16 protein-coding genes are annotated in these 18,053 nt (G+C 70.0%); 6 read left to right on the forward strand and 10 right to left on the reverse strand.

From position 1 onward, the window contains the following. Positions 1-703: 703 nt before the first annotated feature. Positions 704-1,924, forward strand: coding sequence for a multidrug effflux MFS transporter (locus AC6JA9_RS42730; RefSeq protein ID WP_223749516.1), 1,221 nt, complete (start codon positions 704-706; stop codon positions 1,922-1,924). A 138-nt stretch (positions 1,925-2,062) separates the two neighbouring features. Further along, positions 2,063-2,527 (forward strand): ClpX C4-type zinc finger protein, encoded by a 465-nt coding sequence (locus AC6JA9_RS42735; protein WP_370640391.1) that lies wholly within the window; start codon positions 2,063-2,065, stop codon positions 2,525-2,527. Between the two features lie 120 nt (positions 2,528-2,647). Here AC6JA9_RS42735 and AC6JA9_RS42740 read toward each other — a convergent pair whose 3' ends face one another. Then, positions 2,648-5,476, reverse strand: coding sequence for a M16 family metallopeptidase (locus tag AC6JA9_RS42740; RefSeq protein ID WP_267698627.1), 2,829 nt, complete (start codon positions 5,474-5,476; stop codon positions 2,648-2,650). Positions 5,477-5,753: 277 nt separating this feature from the next. Here AC6JA9_RS42740 and AC6JA9_RS42745 point away from each other — a divergent pair, with 277 nt between their 5' ends. Beyond that, positions 5,754-6,542 carry a hypothetical protein gene (locus AC6JA9_RS42745; protein ID WP_473570059.1) on the forward strand — a complete coding sequence of 263 codons (789 nt, stop codon included), beginning with the start codon at positions 5,754-5,756 and terminating at the stop codon, positions 6,540-6,542. A gap of 86 nt (positions 6,543-6,628) precedes the next feature. Beyond that, complete coding sequence (locus tag AC6JA9_RS42750; RefSeq protein ID WP_223749513.1) at positions 6,629-7,273, forward strand: metallophosphoesterase family protein; 645 nt, start codon at positions 6,629-6,631, stop codon at positions 7,271-7,273. On the opposite strand, the gene AC6JA9_RS42755 is transcribed toward AC6JA9_RS42750, so the two are convergent. Continuing rightward, positions 7,270-8,235, reverse strand: a complete 966-nt coding sequence (locus AC6JA9_RS42755) for an aldo/keto reductase (RefSeq protein ID WP_223749512.1) — start codon at positions 8,233-8,235, stop codon at positions 7,270-7,272. The genes AC6JA9_RS42750 and AC6JA9_RS42755 overlap by 4 nt on opposite strands. 255 nt (positions 8,236-8,490) lie before the next feature. On the opposite strand from AC6JA9_RS42755, the gene sppA reads away from it, so the two are divergent. Beyond that, on the forward strand, positions 8,491-10,284 hold the full coding sequence (gene sppA, locus AC6JA9_RS42760; protein ID WP_408888571.1) for a signal peptide peptidase SppA: 1,794 nt from the start codon (positions 8,491-8,493) through the stop codon (positions 10,282-10,284). A 347-nt stretch (positions 10,285-10,631) separates the two neighbouring features. Further along, complete coding sequence (locus AC6JA9_RS42765) at positions 10,632-11,687, forward strand: GspE/PulE/PilB domain-containing protein (RefSeq protein ID WP_497958883.1); 1,056 nt, start codon at positions 10,632-10,634, stop codon at positions 11,685-11,687. 12 nt (positions 11,688-11,699) lie between these two features. On the opposite strand, the gene AC6JA9_RS42770 is transcribed toward AC6JA9_RS42765, so the two are convergent. The 8 genes from AC6JA9_RS42770 to rpmH all read right to left on the reverse strand — a co-directional run bounded on the left by AC6JA9_RS42770 (position 11,700) and on the right by rpmH (position 17,533). Then, on the reverse strand, positions 11,700-12,311 hold the full coding sequence (locus AC6JA9_RS42770) for a Uma2 family endonuclease (RefSeq protein ID WP_223749509.1): 612 nt from the start codon (positions 12,309-12,311) through the stop codon (positions 11,700-11,702). A gap of 78 nt (positions 12,312-12,389) precedes the next feature. After that, a complete protein-coding gene (mnmE, locus tag AC6JA9_RS42775; RefSeq protein ID WP_497958884.1) occupies positions 12,390-13,784 on the reverse strand; it encodes a tRNA uridine-5-carboxymethylaminomethyl(34) synthesis GTPase MnmE in 1,395 nt (464 codons plus the stop codon). A 71-nt stretch (positions 13,785-13,855) separates the two neighbouring features. Then, positions 13,856-14,083: a hypothetical protein gene (locus AC6JA9_RS42780; protein WP_015353650.1), complete on the reverse strand. Its 228-nt coding sequence runs from the start codon at positions 14,081-14,083 to the stop codon at positions 13,856-13,858. An 8-nt stretch (positions 14,084-14,091) separates the two neighbouring features. Continuing rightward, a complete protein-coding gene (locus AC6JA9_RS42785) occupies positions 14,092-14,862 on the reverse strand; it encodes a hypothetical protein (protein WP_267698633.1) in 771 nt (256 codons plus the stop codon). After that, positions 14,859-16,682 (reverse strand): membrane protein insertase YidC, encoded by a 1,824-nt coding sequence (yidC, locus tag AC6JA9_RS42790; RefSeq protein ID WP_497958885.1) that lies wholly within the window; start codon positions 16,680-16,682, stop codon positions 14,859-14,861. Before yidC ends, AC6JA9_RS42785 begins: the two co-directional genes overlap by 4 nt. A gap of 48 nt (positions 16,683-16,730) precedes the next feature. After that, a complete protein-coding gene (yidD, locus tag AC6JA9_RS42795; protein ID WP_046717246.1) occupies positions 16,731-16,949 on the reverse strand; it encodes a membrane protein insertion efficiency factor YidD in 219 nt (72 codons plus the stop codon). Then, positions 16,946-17,368 carry a ribonuclease P protein component gene (gene rnpA, locus AC6JA9_RS42800; protein WP_473570043.1) on the reverse strand — a complete coding sequence of 141 codons (423 nt, stop codon included), beginning with the start codon at positions 17,366-17,368 and terminating at the stop codon, positions 16,946-16,948. Before rnpA ends, yidD begins: the two co-directional genes overlap by 4 nt. Positions 17,369-17,380: 12 nt before the next feature. Next, entirely contained in the window at positions 17,381-17,533 is a 153-nt protein-coding gene (gene rpmH / locus AC6JA9_RS42805) for a 50S ribosomal protein L34 (RefSeq protein ID WP_015353655.1), read from the reverse strand. Positions 17,534-18,053 lie beyond the last annotated feature (520 nt).

Raw genomic sequence — 18,053 nt, forward strand, 5'->3', positions numbered from 1 at the left:
GGACGCCCTTGGCAAGCAAAGGGAAGGTTTACGGGAGCGCGCGAGGCGGGCAGTGGGAGGGGTTGAGGAGCTGCCTGCCTCGCGCGCACCGGCCATCCTCCGTGAGGTTCAGTCCCGTACGACGGGCTTCCCCCCTCGGCCTGGATGGCGAATCCAAGAATGTCGGGCGGGCCTCCTCGGGCTCGCCGGTCCTGCTGCCAAAGCGCCTCGCGTCCCCACGCGGTCGCTCCAAGTCCCCCTCTTCACGAGGCGGGCCCATGCCCCCTCGGTGGTTCGTCGCCCCTACTGGCGTCGCACACACGGAGGGCGGGCCTTGGCCGTGCGGTGAGGGCGCTACGGAGAGCTCGAGTCTCTTGGGAGGCCCTGCTCCCCCGTGTGCGCGACGGGGATATGAATAACCGGAGGGTCTGACATGCCGGCTTCCGCCGGGCGGGGCTCCTGGGGGTGGAGGTGGGAGGCGGGCGCTTCCCCGGAAGCCGGCCCTTGGGAGGCTGGGATTGTTCGCGGCGGGGAACACACCGTTGACGGTGGGGAGTGCTGGTCAGCCGACGTCCACGCCGCTATCCACACCGCTCACGATGAAGCCGCTCCGAAGTCCTCCCCGACACGTCGTCCCCCGCGCCGCGCGCGAGCGACCGTGCGAGGCCCGGAGCCCCGATGGACGCGCACGCCCCACGAGGGCACGCCTCACGCTCGAGTTGGCATGAACCCGCTCACGAAGAAGTCGCCCCCTTCGGGCACGCTGTCGATGGAGCTGCTGCTGGGGACGCTCACCGCGTTCGCGCCGCTGTCCATCGACATGTACCTGCCGGCGCTGCCGCGCATCGCGGAGGACCTGCACTCGTCGGCCTCGGTCATCCAGCTCACGCTCGCCTCGTGCTTCGCGGGGCTGGCGCTGGGGCAGCTCTTCACGGGGCCGCTCATCGACCGCTTCGGACGCACGCGGCCCTTGTACGTGGGGCTGGCGGTGTACGTGCTGGGCTCGCTGGGCTGCGCGCTCGCACCCTCGGCGACGGCGTTGGTGGCGATGCGCTTCTTCCAGGCGTTGGGTGGGGCGGTGGCGCTGGTGGCGCCGCGCGCGGTGGTGCGCGACCTGTGGTCCGGCGCGGACGCGGCGCGGACGATGTCGCGGTTGATGTTGGTGGTGGGCGTGGCGCCGGTGCTCGCGCCGCTGTTGGGAGGGCTGGTGCTCCAGTACACGAGCTGGCGCGCCATCTTCGTTTTGCTGGCGGGCATCGGCGTGGTGGCGCTGGTGGCCACGGTACGCGTGTTGCCTGAGACGGCGCCCGCGCACTCGGGGCCGCGCAGCGTGCGCTCGCAGTTGGGGGCGCTCTTGAAGGACGCGGACTTCGTCGGCCCGGCGCTCGCGGGCGGCTTCGCGTACGCGGGGATGTTCGCGTACATCGCCGGGTCGCCCTTCGTGTTCATCACGCTGCATGGTGTTCCGGAGCAGGACTTTGGTTGGTTCTTCGGCGCCAACGCGGTGGGGCTGGTGGCCATGGCGCAGCTCAATCGCAAGCTGCTCGGCGTCATCCCGTTGCACCGGATGTTGCGTCTGGCATTGACGTGGTGCTGGCTCACGGCGCTGGGCGTCTTCGCCGTGACGTGGAGCGGGGCAGGGGGCCTGTGGGGACTGGCGGCCGCGCTGTTCCTGTTCGTCCCGACGATTGGCCTGGTGGGACCCAACTCGGTGGCCATCGCGCTGGAGCGGCATGCCGCGCACGCGGGGCTCGCGTCCGCGCTCCTGGGCGCGCTCCAGTTCGCCGCGGCGGCCACGGCGTCGTGGGCGGTGAGCGCGCTCGATGACGGCACCGCGCGTCCCATGGGCGGGGTGCTGGCGGCGGCGGCGACGCTCGCGTGGCTGTGCGCGTTCCTGCGGCACCGCTCGGGCGCGGCGAAGCCCGAGCCCACCGTGGCGGCGTGAGCCCGTAGCCCGCACGGGACACGGGCCGCCCGAGAGAAAGCCTCACCTGAAAAGGCTAACGTCGCGTGTGGACCGCCGGGTTCCCGCACCGACGTGGGTCCGCTCCTCCATCCGCCTCGCGGGAAGAGGTGCCAGTTCATGGACAAGAAGGACAGGCTCGACCGCTCGTGTCTGCCGGAGGGCGTCTCATTCGACCGCAAGGAGGGGCTCTATGCGGTGCTCGGTCCGGAGGACCGGGTGGTGCATCTGGGAATCTACGAGGACGGGCAACGCAAGCCCGGGACCTGGGCCCTGGATGTGGCACCGGATGGGAGCTGGGCCCGCGTGGAGAGGAACACGGTCCACGAATGGGACCGCTCCGCTCCGGGCCTTCCCTATGACGAGGAGAAGTCACTGGCGGCCTGGGGTGTTCCGTGGCTCCGCACCATCGCCAGCGAAATGCAGGGACCGCGTCCCGGCATCAACCTCCAATGCTCGTTCTGCGAGAAGTACTTCCGCGAGGTGAGGCATCTCATCGCGGGCATCAACGTGAAGATCTGCGACGAGTGCGTGGGCCTGTGCAACGACATCATCCAGAAGGAGAAGCAAGACGCCTCGAAATAGGACGGTGTCGAGGTCCGCCTCCACGCCGCTCCTGATTCACGCCACGCGGACATGAAAAACCCCGAGGCGCCGTGCTGGCACCTCGGGGCGGGTGACGCGAGAGAGCGAGTCGTCAGGTCATCACTGCGCGACCGGGACCTTGGCCTTCTTCTCCGCGCCGACGAAGTCACCGGACTTCACCTGGGTGACCTTGGTCCAGTCCACGTGTCGCGCCATGGCCTGGCGCACGTCCTCCGGCTTGAGCTTCGCGAGCTTCTGCTCCAGCTCCGCGTCGAACGCGAGCGTGCGGCCCAGGTACAGGTAGCTGGCGAGCCTGCGTGCCAGGCCCCCGTCCTGCGCGCGTCCCGCCTGACGGTACTCGAGCAGACCCGCGCGGGCCTTCTCGAGTTCCTCGGCGGAGTAGCCCTTCTGCAGCGCGCTGGTCACCTCTTCACGCATGGCCAGCTCCAGCCGCGACGCGTTCTCCGGCGCGTAGATGGCATACGTGATGAACGTGCCCACCGCGTCGATGTCACCGGGGTTCAGGCTGCTGGCGACGCCGTAGGACAGGCCATCCTTCTGACGGATGCGCGTGGCCAGCCGCGAGTTGAGGAAGCCGCCACCCAGCACGAAGTTGCCGAGCATGAGCGCGGGCCAGTCCTCGTCCTGGTCACGCAGCTGCAGCGTCTGTCCCGCGTAGTAGTACGCGTTCGCCTTGTCCGGCGTCTCCAGGACCAGGGCCTTGGCGCCCACGTCGTTGAACACCTCCGGCACGCGCTGGTACTGCGTGGGGCTCTTCCAGCCGCCGAAGAGCTTGCTCGCGACGCCCGTCAGCTCCTTCGGCTCGAAGTCACCCACCACGGCCAGCTCCGCGTTGGAGCCGCCATAGAACTGCTTGTGGAAGGCGCGCGCCTGCTCGAGCGTGGTGTTCTTCGCGCCCGCGATGCGCTCGTCGAGCGTGGGCACGTAGTACGGGTGGCCCTTCGGGTAGTGGCCCGACAGCGTGCGCCAGAAGGCGATGCTGCCCTGGGTCTCCGGCTCGCTGCGCTGGGCCTCCAGGTCCGCCAGGCGCTCCTGCTTGAGCAGCGCGAACTCCTTCGCGTCGAACGCGGGCTGGCGCAGCACCTCCGCCACCAGCTCCAGCACCTTGGGGAGGCTGGCGCGCGGGCACTCGATGTTGGCCGTGGCTCCGGACAGCCCACCGTCCACGCTCACGCGGGCCTTGAGCTTGTCGAGTTCGTCCTGCAGCTGCGAGCGCGTGCGCTTCTGGGTGCCGCGCATCAGCATGCGGCCCGTGTACGCCGCCGCGTCCGCCTTGCCGCGCAAGCTGGCCTCGGTGCCCCAGTGGAAGGACAGCGACGCGTTCACCATCTCGCCGCGCGTCTTCTTGGAGAGCAGCGCGTACTTCATGCCGCCGGGCAATTCACCGCGCTGCACGCGCGCCTCCACGTTGGCGGGGGAGGGGTCGAACGCCTCGCCCTGCGTCACGGCGGCGCGGCCCTTGTAGCCCTCCAGCACCTTCGCCAGGTCCACCGGCGCCGGCATCTCCGAGCGGTCCGGCTTCGCCGTCGGCACGAACGAGCCCATCGTCCGGTTGGAGGACTTGAGGTACGTGGTGGCAACGCGGGTGACGTCCTCGGGCTTCACCGCCTCGATGCGGTCGCGGTGCAGGAACATCAGGCGCCAGTCGCCGGTGGCGGCCCACTCGGACAGGCCGATGGCGGCGCGCTCGGAGTTGTTGAGCGTCAGCTCCATGATTTTCAGGAGCGTCGTCTTCGCGCGGGTGACCTCCTCCTCGGTGAAGGGCTTGCGAGCGGCCTCCTCCACGTTCTTGATGAGCGCCTCGCGCGCGGGGCCCAGCGGCTGGCCTTCGCGCAGCTCCGCGCTGAAGCCGATGACGCCCGGGTCGCGGAACTGGAGGTTGTACGCGGACACCTTCGCGACCTTCTTGCCCTCCACCAGCGACTTGTAGAGCCGGCCCGAGGGGTTGTGCCCCATGGCGAGCGTCAGCACGTCGATGGCCGCGAAGTCCGGGTGGGCGCCCTCGGGTACGTGGTACACGCTGGCGAGCATGGGGTTGTCGCCCACGCGGCGCAGCGTCACCTCGCGCTCGCCGTCCTGGGTGGGCTCGGCGGTGTACGTGGCGGGCACGGGCTCGGCGGGCTTCTTCAGCTTGCCGAAGGTGTCCTGGATGTAGCCCAGCGCCTTGGCCTCGTCGAAGCGGCCGGCGACGACGAGCAGCGCGTTATCCGGGCGGTAGTACTTCCGGTAGAAGGCCTGGAGCCGGTCGATGGGGACGTTCTCCAAATCCGAGCGCGCGCCGATGGTCGACTTGCCGTAGCTGTGCCAGATGTACGCGGCGCTGAGCACGCGCTCCTGGAGGATGCTGCCCGGGTCGTTCTCACCGGACTCGAACTCGTTGCGGACGACCGTCATCTCGCTGTCGAGGTCCTTCTTCGCGATGAAGCTGTTGACCATGCGGTCGGCTTCGAACGAGAGCGCCCACTGGAGGTTCTCGTCGGTGGCGGGCAGGGTCTCGAAGTAGTTGGTGCGGTCCAGCCACGTGGTGCCGTTGGGCCGGGCGCCGCGCTCGGTGAGCGCCTGGGGCACGTTCTTCGTGGTGGGCGTGCCCTTGAACAGCAGGTGCTCGAGCAGGTGCGCCATGCCCGTCTCGCCGTAGCCCTCGTGCTTGCTGCCCACGAAGTACGTCACGTTCACGGTGACGTTGGGCTTGGTCGGGTCGGGGAAGAGCAGCACGCGCAGGCCGTTGGGCAGGCGGTACTCGGTGATGCCCTCCACGCTCGTCACGGGAGAGAGCGAGCCGGCCTTGGGGGCGGGGGCAGCGGCCTTCGCGGCGGGGGCGGGGGCCTTGGCGGCGGAAGGGGAGGGGGCAGGGGCTTGGGCCCAGACGGGCTGGCTGGCCACCAGCATCAGGGGCGCCAACAGGGAAAGCGGGGTACGACGCTTCATGCGGTCCTCGCGGGTCTTCAGGAAGTGCACGGCGCTTCTAACCCGGCACACCCCATCCGCCATCCCGGAAGCCAGCACTTCCTCCAGGAAGGCGTCCTCGGTGCGACAGGCGAGGGGGCTCGAGCAGGGCGCGCACCGGAGGTTCGCGGCGGGTTCGTCGCGATTTCCGGTGACTACCCTTGAGGTTGTCTGACTCGCTACCTCCATGTCAGGTTGGCTTGGTAGGGTGCCTTCCACCTGGAAAGCGACATGGGGTCGCTCGAAGGAGGACGTCGAGATGGCGCGCAATGACGGTGGGGGACTGGGGCCGATGTACCAACGGGAGATGGAGGAGTTGAAGGAGCGCCTGCGCAAGGCGCACGAGGAGTCGCTCGCGGCCATCGCGAAGCTGTCGCAGCACATGGACAGGACGCGGGTGAACCTGGACGCGCTGGACCGGAGCCACGCGGACTTCAGGCAGTCATTCCAGGCGGTGCAACGGGAGTACGGCGAGCTGAGGGAGATGGTCCACGAGCATCACGTGGTCATCGGGGAGACGCGACAGGAAGTCAGCGGACTGAAGGGCGACGTCGGCGGGCTGCAGCAGGACGTCAAGGAGATCCGGGTCGACGTCCATGAACTGAAACAAGACGTGGCTCTGCTCAAGCAGAGGGTGGAGGCCTTGGAGGTGAAGGTCCACGCCCTCGAGCGGAAGATGGAGGTCGTGCATGCACGACTGGAGGGCATCGACAGAAGGCTCGATGCCATCGACTCCCGACTCGGCATCCTGGAGACCGGGTGTCAGGCCATGGAGGTCAAGCTCCAGCGCTCGGACCGCCTCTTCGAGGAGATGAACGAGCGCATGGACCTCTTCTCCCGGGACCTCCGCGTCGTGCGCGCGGGCTTCGAGGAGTCCGTGGAGACGCTCGCGAAGCTCGCCGCGACCATGGGCATCAACGCCTCGGAGATGCGCCGGGGGTTGTTCCACGTCAACGAGAAGGTGTCCCGGCTCTCGGTGGAGCAGGACACCACCAACAAGCGCCTCCAGGCGCACGAGAGCATCCTGACGAAGCTGCTCAAGAACTGACCCCGCGATGACACCGTGAGGGGAACTCCACGCGGTTTCCCTCGCGTCGGTGTAGCGTCGCCTCTCAGGTCCGCAAGGGGCGATGCATGAAGCTGGTGCTCATCTCCGATACACATCGACGGCACGAGGAGCTGGAGGTCCCCGTGTGCGACGTGCTCATCCACGCGGGTGACTTCTCCCGCCGAGGCAAGCAGGAGGAGCTGGAGTCCTTCCTCGGCTGGTTCTCCCGCTGTCCGGCACGAGAGAAGGTGTTCGTCGCCGGCAACCATGACTTCATCTGCGAGCGCGACCCGCAGCTGACGCGGAGGCTCGCGCACGAGGCGGGAGTGCACTACCTCGACGACGAGGAGGTGCTCGTCCGAGGCCTGCGCGTCTGGGGCTCACCGGTGACGCCCCGCTTCGGCGGCATGGCCTTCAACCGCGAGCGCGGCGCCGACATCCGCACGCACTGGGACCTCATCCCCGAGGGACTCGACGTGCTCGTCACGCACGGTCCGCCCAAGTGCCTGGGGGACCGCACGTTCCTCGGCGCGCACGTGGGCTGCGAGGACCTGCTCACCCGCGTGAAGCAGGTCCGTCCGCGCCTCCACGTCTACGGACACATCCACGAGTCCCCAGGCGAGCAGTCCCTGCCCGACGTGCCGACTCGCTTCCTCAACGTGTCCAACTGCCACCTGCACCCCTTCGGCATCCGTCCACCCGTCGAGGTGGAACTCGACGCGCTGTCCTAGGACGCGCGCTGTCCTCGGAAGAAGTCCTCGATTTCGCGCACCTCGTCCGTGGTGAGGCGGAAGTCCCCGGCCTGGATGAAGCCATCCACCTGCTCGGCGCTGCGCGCGCCGACGATGGCGCCCGTGACGACGGGGTTTCGCAGCGTCCACGCGATGGCCACCTCCGCGGGCGAGCGTTCATGTCGCGCTCCCACCTTCCGGAGCAGCTCCACCAGCTCCAGGTTGCGCGTCAGCTTCGGCTCCTGGAAGTCGGAGCTCTTGCGGCGCCAGTCGTCCTGGGGGAAGGCCGCCACGCGCTCGCGGGTCATCGCGCCCGTCAGCAGGCCGGAGGCCATGGGCGAATAGGCGATGACGCCGATGCCGTGCTGCTCACAGAAGGGCAGGGTGTCCTTCTCGATGTCGCGGTGGATGAGGGAGTAGGGCGGCTGGAGCGACGTCGGCGGCGCGATGCCCCGGATGCGCTCGAGCTGCTTCGCATCGAAGTTGCTCACGCCCGCCCAGCGAATCTTCCCCTCGCGCTTCAGGGCCTCCATCGCCTTCCAGCCCTCTTCAATCTCCTCCAGCGACTCCACCGGCCAGTGGAACTGGTACAGGTCGATGGCGTCCACCTTCAGCCGGCGCAGCGAGGCCTCACACTCGCGGCGCACCGAGTCCGCCTTGAGCACCTTGGAGATGCGCCCCTGCGCGTCCCAGACCATGCCGCACTTGGTGAAGACATACGGCCGCTGACCCCGGCCCTCGAGGGCGCGCGCGACCACCTCTTCCGAGTGCCCCAGTCCATACACCGCGGCGGTGTCTATCCAGTTGATGCCCGAGTCCAGCGCGCGCCGGATGGCCTCGATGGACTTCGCGTCGTCCTGCGAGCCCCAGCCGAACTGCCAACCGCCCCCTCCAATGGCCCAGGCCCCGAAGCCCAGGGGGGTGATGTCCAGGTCGGATGACCCCAGCTTCCGCGTCCGCATGCGCTCCTCCAAGTCTCGTACGGGCCCGCACCCGAGGCTCGGGCAGCCTGTCACCTCGGGGCCCCTGGAAGAATGGGGATGCGCGGCCCGGGACGCGCGGGCCCGGGACGAGCGCCCCGTCGCCCGGCCCCTGGAATGTCGCTCGGACGGCGGGGTGACACGAAGCGGCGTGCAAGCATCGGCGCGCTGGCCCGTTAAGTAGTAAGGACCGCTGCAGGATTCGAGTCCCTTGCGCGGACCAGGAGCTTCCCTCGGATGAAACGCTTTCTCATCGGCGCGCTGGCCTTCATCGGCGCGATGTCCGTCCTCTTCGTGATGGGCCTGGTGGCCCTGGTGGTGCTCGCGTCCTCGAGCCGCCCCAGCGTGCCGTCCAACCTCGTGTTGGAGCTGGACCTGTCGCAGCCGCTCGCGGAGAACGTCTCCGCCGACTCGCTGGCCGGGGCCTTCGGCGAGGACCCGCTCACCGTGCGCGACGTGGTGGACGCGCTGGAGAAGGCGGGCGAGGACTCACGGGTGAAGTCGCTGGTGGTGCGCGTGGGCACCAGCCCCGGCAGCCCCGCGACGACGCAGGAGGTGCGCGACGCGGTGAAGGCGTTCCGCGCCAAGGGCAAGAAGGCCATCGCCTACACGGACTCGTTCGGCGAGGAGGGCAACGCGACGGGCGCGTACTACTTCGCGTCGGCCTTCGATGAAATCTACATGCAGCCGTCCGGCAGCGTGAATGTCATCGGCCTCGCGTTCGAGACGCCCTTCGCGCGCGACGCGCTGGCGAAGCTGGGCGTCAAGCCGCGCTTCGACAAGCGCTACGAGTTCAAGAACGCGGTCAACAGCTACACGGAGCAGGGCTACACGCCCGAGCACCTGCTGGCCACGGAGCGCTTCGCGGGCAGCCTCTACGGGCAGATGGTGCGCGGCATCGCCGAGGGGCGCGGGCTGAAGGAGGAGGAGGTGCGCGCGCTCATCGACCGGGCGCCGCTGCTCGCGCCGGAGGCGGTGGACGGCAAGCTGCTCAACGGGCTGCTCTACCGCGACGAGGTCTACGCCGCGCAGAAGGCCGCCGCGGGCGAGGGCGCGGAGCTGTTGTACGTGAAGAAGTACCTGGAGCGCGCGGGCCGGCCGAACACCACGGGCGACACCATCGCGCTCGTCTACGGCGTGGGCACCATCTCGCGCGGCCGGAGCGACTCCAGCCCGTTCGGGGAGCAGGCGCTCGGCGGCGACAGCGTGGCGGCGGCGCTGCGCAAGGCGGCGCAGGACTCGCAGGTGAAGGCCATCATCTTCCGCGTGGACAGCCCGGGCGGCAGCTACGTGGCCAGCGACACGGTGCGCCGCGAGGTGCAGCGCGCTCGCGAGGCGGGCAAGCCCGTCATCGCCACCATGGGCACGTACGCGGCCAGCGGCGGCTACTACTTCGCCATGGACGCGGACAAGATTGTCGCCCAGCCCGGCACGCTCACGGGCAGCATCGGCGTGTACACGGGCAAGTTCGTCACCGACGGCTTCTGGGAGAAGCTGGGCGTCAACTTCGACACGGTGGCCTTCGGGAAGAACGCCACGCTGGCCAGCACGGACGCCGACTACACGCCGGAGCAGCAGGCGCGCGTGGACGCGGAGCTGGACCGCATCTACATGGACTTCACCACGCGCGCGGCGAGCGCCCGGAAGATGCCGGTGGAGAAGCTGCAGGGCCTGGCCAAGGGCCGCGTGTGGACGGGCGAGGACGCGCTGGAGAACGGCCTGGTGGACGCGCTCGGCGGCTACCCCAAGGCGCTTGAGCTGGCGCGCGAGGCCGCGAAGCTCCCCGCGGACGCCAAGGTCCGGGTCGAGGAGTACCCGCGCAAGAAGAGCCCCGCGGAGGTGCTGTCCTCCATGCTGGGGGAGACGGGCGACAACAGCGACGACGAGGCCTCCGCCACCACGTCGGTCGCCACGCCGTGGGCGCCGCTGGTGGAGGCCACGCGCGTGGTGCACGAGGTGGGCGTGCGCATGGGTGTCTTCGCACCCGAGCGTGGCTCGCTCCACGCGCCGATGCCCCAGACGCGCTGGTAGTCGTCCGCGACACGTCAGGACATGTCCGCGCGTGCCTCATGGACGCGCGGGCGTGATGCCTGGACGCCTGGCCCCGAGGTGCGTGAGTCCTTCCCGCCTCGGCGCCTTCGCCTCTCACCGCGACAGACCTTTCGTGGACGTGCTCCGTTTCAATTCGAGACGTGACGGCGCGTCATGACGGGTGGGGCATCGGGCCCCTTCCTTGCAGATGTCGCGGACGTGGAACCATCTGTCGCGGCGGAGCAAGCCGCGCGGGTGGTGCGGGCGTAGAGAACACTCAAGTTTCCGGGACGCATGCGTTCCCAGGGGCAGGGGGCCGCCGTGGGGGGCCTGAGGAGCAAGGCATCATGAAGAAGCGACTGGGGGACATCCTGCTCGAGCGCGGGATGATGGATGCGCTGCAGCTCCACTCCGCGTTGGCGTACCAGCGCAAGTGGGGGGTTCCGCTCGGGCAGGTGGTGGTGGACCAGCGCTTCTGCACGGCGCGGCAGGTGTTGGAGGCGCTGGCGGAGCAGGTGGGGATGCAGACGGTGGACCTGGACGCGCAGCCTCCCGAGGCGGCCCTGGCGCGCCTGATTCCGGAGCGCGTGGCGGAGACACACCGCGTGGTGCCGCTGCGGCTGGAGGGACACGCTCCCCGGGACACGCTGGTGGTGGCCATCGCCGCGCCGGCGAGCCTGGCGTCGGTGGACGCGGTGAAGAGCGTGACGGGGCGGACGCGGGTGGTGGCGAGGCTGGCCACGGACGCATCCATCCGCCGCGCCATCGGCCGGATGTACCGGGGTGAGACGGAGAACGCGCCCCGTCGTCCTGGCATGGAGGGCTTCTCCCTGCCGGAGGCGGACGAGCAGATGCCCATGGTGCTCAGCGGCAGCATGGCGGAGCTGACGACCATGGCGCCGCCGGTGGTGCACTCCGAGGGTGAGCTGCCCTTGTTGTCCTCGCTGGAGGAGGAGACGGCGCGGCCCCGGCCCGTGGTGGCGGCGGTGCCCCGGCCTCGCACGCCGTCCCAGACGAAGCTGCCCACGGTGACGGCGGCGCCCGCGGAGGCGCTGGCGCAGGTGCTGGTGTACGGCTGGGGCGCTCAGGCGGCGTCGGGGCTGGTGCGGGTGCTGACGGGGGCGGGCTTCACCGCGCGGGTGGCGAGCACCGAGGAGCTCCTGGCGTCGAGCGAGGCGCAGGTGGTGGTGGCGCCGCTGCCGTCGCTGGAGGCGCTGGGCCGGAGGGTGGGCGCCCAGGTGGTGGCCGCGGGCAAGACGCCCGAGGTGGACCTGCCCCGGGCGCAGGCGGTGGGAGCGCGGGGCTTCGTGGCCGCGCCCGTGGACGCGGAGCTGCTGCTCAGGACGGTGCGTCGACTGGCCAGTGCGCCCGTCGACGCCACGTTTCTCAGGCGCGCCAGCTGAGGCGCGCGGACCTCACGGCACCGCGGAGAGCATCGCGGAGACGTTGCCCAGGGAGGACTCGGGGAGCCACAGCGACTCGAGCTCCACGGGGGCGGAGGTGAAGGGCTCGGCGCGCACGAGCGCGTCCGAGTCGTAGCAGCCGGTGAGGAGCCAGCCTCGCTTGACGCGCTGGTAGGTCTCCAGCGTGCGCGCGGCCGGGTCCACCAGCCAGACGTGGGAGACGCCCTGGCGCGCGTAGAGGGGCAGCTTGCGCGTGCGGTCCAGGGCGACGGTGGACGGGGCGAGCACCTCGCAGACCCAGTCCGGCGCCAGGGTGAGGAAGGGCACGTCCGGGTCGAGGGGGGACGACACCCGGTCGCGACGCCAACCCGCCACATCGGGTACGAGCACGTCGGGCCCCAGGCGCAGCTCGGGGGCGCGCAGGAAGCACCAGCGTCCGCTGCCACCCCGGCGCCGGTCGAGTTGCTCACCCAGCTCCACGCCCAGCATGAAGGCAGCGCGGGTTTGAGCGGGCGTCAGCCTGGGAGAAGCCACGAGCTCCTCGTCCAGTATCTCTCCGACCCAGCCCGCGGGCAGGGCCTGGAGCATGGAGTGGTTCGCCAGGTGGATGATGCCTTCCGTCACAGCGCCTCCGAAAGTGCGGCGGTTGAGGGCGGCATTCTAGGGAGGGGTCTGACACGGCCTGGGCCGTGCGCCGGTGCGTCACTTTCCGATGCAGAACCGCTGGAAGATTGCGTCGATGAGCGCCTCGGAAGCGGAGGTTCCGGACACTTCACCGAGGGCTTCCAGGGACAGGGCCACCTCGCCGGAGACGACCTCCAGGGTGGACAGGCGCGACGCGGCTTCCGCGCGGGACAGCGCCTCGGAGGCGCGACGCAGGGCATCGGCGTGACGCTCGGACACGAGGGCGACCGCCGAGGGCGTGCCGCCGCCCCACAGTCGTGAGAGGAGCGCTTCACGCAGGGTGTCCACGCCCTCTCCCGTGAGTCCGCTGACGCGGAGGCGGGGTGGGGTGCCCGGTGACGTGGACCTCGAATCGTCCGAGCGCGCATCCACGACGCGCACCTCGGGCATCGCCGAGGACCGCGCCTCGACATCGCACTTGCCGTCGACGCGCAGCACGGGCGTGGCACCGGCCTCCGCGAGCCAGCGCTCCGCGTCCACCTCAGCCGTCCCCGGCGGCAGCACGAGCACCGCCAGGTCCACGCCCGAGAGCAGCTCCCGCGTGCGCGCGATGCCGAGCGCTTCCACGCGCCCCGGCGTCTCTCGCAGGCCCGCGGTGTCGAACAGCGTCACGCCCAGGCCGCTCCACTCGACACGGGCCTCCAGCGCATCGCGCGTCGTCCCGGGCTCGTCGTCCACGAGCGCACGCGCCTCGCCCACCAGCCGGTTGAACAGCGTGGACTTGCCCGCGTTCACCGGCCCGAACAGCGCCACGCGCGCGCCTCGTCGCACCAGTCGGCCATGGCCCGCCTCGGCCATCAGCGCGTCCGCCTGCGCACGCAGTGCCTCGACGCGCGAACCCGCGTCCTCGTCCGCGCCCTCGGCCTCATCCGGGAAGTTGAGCACGCCCTCCAGGTCCGCGTGCAGCGCGCGCAGCGGCTCCTCCAACGCACGAACCCGCTCACTCAGCGCCCCGGACAACCCAGCCGCGGCCGCGCGCACGGCGGACTCCGAGTCCGCGGCCACCAGGTCCGCCACCGCCTCCGCGCGCGTCAGGTCGATGCGCCCGTTGAGGAACGCCCGCCGGGTGAACTCCCCCGGCGTCGCAAGCCGCGCGAGCCCATCCTCCAGCGCGCGCGCCAGCAGCAGCTGCAACAGACGCGGACTCCCATGCGCCTGCAGCTCCACCACGTCCTCGCCCGTGAACGACGCCGGCCCGCGGAAGTACAGGAAGAGCCCCTCGTCCAGCGCCCGCCCTGCCGCGTCCACGAAGGCCGCGAGGTACGCGTGGCGCGGCGTCAGCTCCGCGGGGATGCCCGGCGCCAGCCGACGGCCCACTTCCAGCGCGGCGGGACCCGACAACCGGAGGATGCCCACGGCCCCCGCGGTGGGCGCGGTGGCCAGGGCGACGATGGTGGGGGAGACGGACGTCATGTCAGCGGAAAACCGGCGGCCGTTCGGCACGCTGACGGGGACTCGCATCCCCGGCAGCGCTCGAGCCAGACCTACCGAGGCCCCATCGGGGGCGTGGAGCCACGGGCGGCCTTCTCGACGGCCTCGCGGTTCTCCTCGATGTACTTCTCCACGGCCGCGTCCTCGATGTCCAGGTCCCGGAGCACGCCCGGGTAGACGAAGCGGAAGGCGGGGGACTCCTCATCGCCGCGCAGGCGGAAGCTCATCTTCAGCACCGCCGCGCCGTACAGCTTGTCCTTGAGACCCTTCGCCTTGCCCATGCACGCCCTCACTCGTCGAAGTCGTCCTCGTCATCGTCCGGCAGCAGGCTCCGCTTGGGCAGCGGCGCGGGCTTCTCCGGCGTGAACACCACTCGGCGGTTGCGGCCCTCACCCTCGGCCGCGACCTTCAACCCCACCACTCCTTCTACCGCCTTCAGCACCCGCGCGCGGTCGTCCTGCTTCATCGCGGCGAGCGCGTAGAAGCGCCCCAGGCTGGCGGACTTCTCCGCGAGCTTGCGGACCGCCTCTCGCAGCGCGGCATCCTCCTCCACCGCCAGCGTCCGCTCGTCCCCGTCCGCCTGCGCCTTGGGCGCCGCCCCACGCTGCGCCGGAGCCTGCTTGTCCGCCCCACGCTGCTTGGCGGGAGGGGGAGGCTGCGCCGCCTGCGCCTTGGGCGCTGGAGCCGCCGCCTGCTGCGCGGGGGCCTTCTCCGCCGCGGCCTGAGCCTGCTGCGGCTCGCGACGCTGCCGGGGCTCCGGGTGCGCGCCACAGCCCAGCACCACCCAGCGCCGGTCGACGCCCGGGCGGTGCAGCATCTTGTTGAGCAGGAACTGGAGCGAATCCAGCACCTGGCTGCGGCGGCCCTGCTCGACGCCGGGCGGAGGCCCCGCTTCGAAGTGCAGCGCGACGGACAGGCTGCCGTCCGCCGCGTCCTGCATGTCCAGGCGGGCCGGGAAGCCCATCAGGCCCAGGATGTCACCGAGGAGCTTCTCCACGCGGGGGCGCAAATCCGCGCCCCCGGCGACGGGAGCCTGCTGGGAAACCGGCTGCTCGCTCACTTGCGCTTTCCTCCCGCTGTCGCCACCGCCGGCGTACCCCCACCGGCCTGCGGCTTGTTGCGGTCCAACCACTTCCTCAACCCGTACTGCTGCGCGATGGAGAAGATGTTGTTGGTGAAGATGTAGAGCGACAGACCCGCCGGGTACTGCAGCAGCGTCAGCGTGAAGATGCCGGGCACGAACCAGGTCATGATCTTCGCCTGGGTCGCATCCATCATCTGCGGCTGCATCTTCTGGGTGATGATCATCGACACGCCCAGCGCCAGCGGCAGCAGGTACGTGGGGTCCTTGTAGGTCAGGTCCCGCCAGATGGGCCCGAAGAAGGGCTCGCCGTACAGGTCGAAGCTGTTGCGCAGCGCCGTGAAGAGGGCGATCCAGACCGGCATCTGGATGAGCAGCGGGAGGCAGCCGCCGAGCGGGTTCACCTTCGCCTCCTGGTACAGCTTCATGATTTCGAGGTTCTGCTGCTCGCGGTTGTCCGCGAACTTCTTGCGAATCTCGTCCATGCGCGGCTGGAGCTTCTTCACCTCTTCCATGCTGACCATGGAGCGGTAGGTGAGCGGCAGCAGCACCAGCTTCACCACCACGGTCAGCAGGATGATGGCCACGCCCCAGTTGCCGGTGAGGCCGTGGAAGAACTTCATGATGCCGAGCAGAATCTTGCAGATGACGGCCCAGATGCCGAAGTCGACGGTGTCCTCGAGCTTCGGGTGGAAGGTCGCGTCACCCAGGCCCACGGCCTTGCGCAGCTCCGGCCCGGGCACCACGGCCATCAGGTCCGGGTCCTTGGGGCCCAGGTAGCCGCCGAGCTTCAGCGTCACCGTCTCACCCGCGGCTGCGCTCAGCGGGAAGGCCACGGAGACCTGACGCGCGGTGGGCGTGGCGGCGAGGATGCAGCGGCCGGGGCGGGGGCCCTCCAGCGGATAGAGCGCCGACAGGAAGTACTGCTGGTTGATGCCGAAGTAGTGAATCTGACCCTTGCTCTTCTCCGCGTCGAGCGCGTCGTCGCCCGGGTTCATGTTGTGGAGCTTGTCATCCACCCAGCACGCGGAGCGGCTCAGGTTGCCCACGCCGCCGAAGAACGACGGCGCGTGCTCGAAGTTCGGGTCGATGGCGCGGCCGTAGTGCACCAAGAGCTCGCCGTTCTGCGCCTGGCCGGACGTGTTCTTCACCTGGATGGTGTACGTGAGCTCGAAGCCCTCCTTCGGCCACTGCAGCACCTTCACCACCTCCCACGGACCCTGGCGGCCGGTGAAGGTGAGGGACTCCACGTCGCCGCCCGTCTTCTCGTCGACGGCGTAGGGGACGCCGGCGCCCAGGGGGCTCTGGCCCTCGATGGTGACGGACAGGGGCAAGGGCTGGTTGGGCACCGGCTGCGCCAGGTTCATCTGCGGCGCGGGAGGCACCTCCTTGCCGAGCAACTGCTGGTAGCCCTGGGCCAGGGTCAGCGAGTGCTGCTCGCGCATCTTCACGCCCTGCAGCTCGGCGGACGTCAGGCCCGCGCCCACGGAGGAGAACCGGTACACGGACTCCTTGCGGTGCGAGTCCACCTGCCTGGCGGGCGGAGGCGGGGTGGCCTCGGCGACGGTGCCGCCCGGGGAAGGCGGGGTGCCATCACCCGGGGAGGGCTGCGCGGCCTGTGCGGGGGTGCCAGCGTCCTGCGTGCCTGCGGCCGCCACACCCGCGTCATCGGCGCCAGGGGCGGCCGGCGGGGGCGGGAACAGGAACATCCATCCGGCGGTGACCGCGAAGGAGAGCAGCAGGGCGACCAGCAGCCGCTTCTGGGAGTCGTTCGACTGGGGCGAGAGCGGATCGTTCATAAGTGTCCCTCCCCGCGGGGGAGGGTGCGGCAAGGGGTGAAGACCCCGTCAGGGCACCGGGTCGATGCCACCGGGGTGGAAGGGCTGGCAGCGCATCAGGCGCCACACGGTGAGCCAGGAACCCTTGAACCCTCCATGCTTTTCCAGCGCCTCCATGGCGTAGGTGGAGCACGAGGGATGGAAGCGGCACACCTTCGGGAGCAGCGGCCCCAGGAACCTCCGGTAGAACCGGATGGGCAGCGAGATGACGAAGGCGAGCGGGCTCATCGGGGAGGCTCCTTCGGCTTCGGCTCGGCGGCCGGCGGGAGCCGCTGCAGCTTACGGGTGACACCGTCGAAGGCGCGCGACAGCGCCACGAAAGAGGCTTCCTTCGCGGATGAGCGCGCCACCAACACTACGTCCAGGCCCTGGGGCCATTGCGTGCGCCGCTTGCGGAACAGCTCCCGCAGCACACGCCTCAGGCGCGCTCGCACCACCGCGTTTCCCACCTTGCTCGACACGGTGAGGCCAACACGGGAGTACGCCCGGCCATTGCGCTTGTAGAGGGCGAGGAGGCAGTCGGAAGGGACCTTCTGCCCGCCGTCCTGCACCTCGAGGAACTCACGCCTGCTGAGCAGGCGAAGGGCCTTGGGGAAGCGCTGGTCTGCCGGGCCCTCTCGGCCCGGCGTCGCACCCTCGGCCCTCACACGCGGACTCGCTTACTTCTTCGCGGCCGACACGACCAGCCGCTTGCGGCCCTTCGCGCGGCGGCGCTTGAGGACATCGCGGCCGGACTTGGTTCCATTGCGCTTGCGGAACCCGTGGGTGCGGTTGCGGCGCAGCTTCGACGGCTGATACGTGCGCTTGGACACGGCTCGAACTCCTTGATGAGGGGTGGCGCCTCCTACGGCTTCGGCGCGACCTGAACTAGGGAAAGGGCCGGGTCCGTAACCCCATTTCCGGGGTAAGTCAACGGAGGACCACCAGGACCGCCCCCATTTTCCAGATCCAGGGAACGGATTCCACACCCCGGAATCCTCCCGGGAGCGACCGCCCGCCCGGGTGGATCCATCTGGAGCGGCCGAGCACGCCTCCGTTCGATCAACCCGGGAGCGGATCCGCGCGCACCACTTGAAGGAGCCGTGACGGGGCTCCGGGCGTTTTGCGTTCCGTACTCCCAGTCAACCCACGCAGGCGGAGCCCCAGCGGTTGGGGGGAGGGGAGCGGATCTCCACAACGGCCCTGACCCGGCACGTCCGTTGCCGATTCGTGAGGTCCGGAAAAGATCCTTCAGCGGCGCCACTTTGGGTCGATAGCTTGATCCACCTGGACCCCTCTGTTAGCACCGCCGGACGCTCGCAGTCCCGCCCGCTTTGCACGGTTGAGACACAC

The sequence above is a fragment of the Myxococcus sp. MH1 genome (genome assembly GCF_059738865.1).

Excerpts from the sequence above, each read along its gene's own strand:
- AC6JA9_RS42755 (WP_223749512.1), bottom strand. The coding sequence starts at position 8,235 with ATGCGGACGCGGAAGCTGGGGTCATCCGACCTGGACATCACCCCCCTG.
- AC6JA9_RS42735 (WP_370640391.1), top strand. The coding sequence starts at position 2,063 with ATGGACAAGAAGGACAGGCTCGACCGCTCGTGTCTGCCGGAGGGCGTC.
- mnmE (WP_497958884.1), bottom strand. The coding sequence starts at position 13,784 with ATGACGTCCGTCTCCCCCACCATCGTCGCCCTGGCCACCGCGCCCACC.
- AC6JA9_RS42745 (WP_473570059.1), top strand. The coding sequence starts at position 5,754 with ATGGCGCGCAATGACGGTGGGGGACTGGGGCCGATGTACCAACGGGAG.
- yidC (WP_497958885.1), bottom strand. The coding sequence starts at position 16,682 with ATGAACGATCCGCTCTCGCCCCAGTCGAACGACTCCCAGAAGCGGCTG.
- AC6JA9_RS42765 (WP_497958883.1), top strand. The coding sequence starts at position 10,632 with ATGAAGAAGCGACTGGGGGACATCCTGCTCGAGCGCGGGATGATGGAT.
- AC6JA9_RS42740 (WP_267698627.1), bottom strand. The coding sequence starts at position 5,476 with ATGAAGCGTCGTACCCCGCTTTCCCTGTTGGCGCCCCTGATGCTGGTG.
- AC6JA9_RS42750 (WP_223749513.1), top strand. The coding sequence starts at position 6,629 with ATGAAGCTGGTGCTCATCTCCGATACACATCGACGGCACGAGGAGCTG.
- AC6JA9_RS42780 (WP_015353650.1), bottom strand. The coding sequence starts at position 14,083 with ATGGGCAAGGCGAAGGGTCTCAAGGACAAGCTGTACGGCGCGGCGGTG.
- sppA (WP_408888571.1), top strand. The coding sequence starts at position 8,491 with ATGAAACGCTTTCTCATCGGCGCGCTGGCCTTCATCGGCGCGATGTCC.
- AC6JA9_RS42730 (WP_223749516.1), top strand. The coding sequence starts at position 704 with ATGAACCCGCTCACGAAGAAGTCGCCCCCTTCGGGCACGCTGTCGATG.
- yidD (WP_046717246.1), bottom strand. The coding sequence starts at position 16,949 with ATGAGCCCGCTCGCCTTCGTCATCTCGCTGCCCATCCGGTTCTACCGG.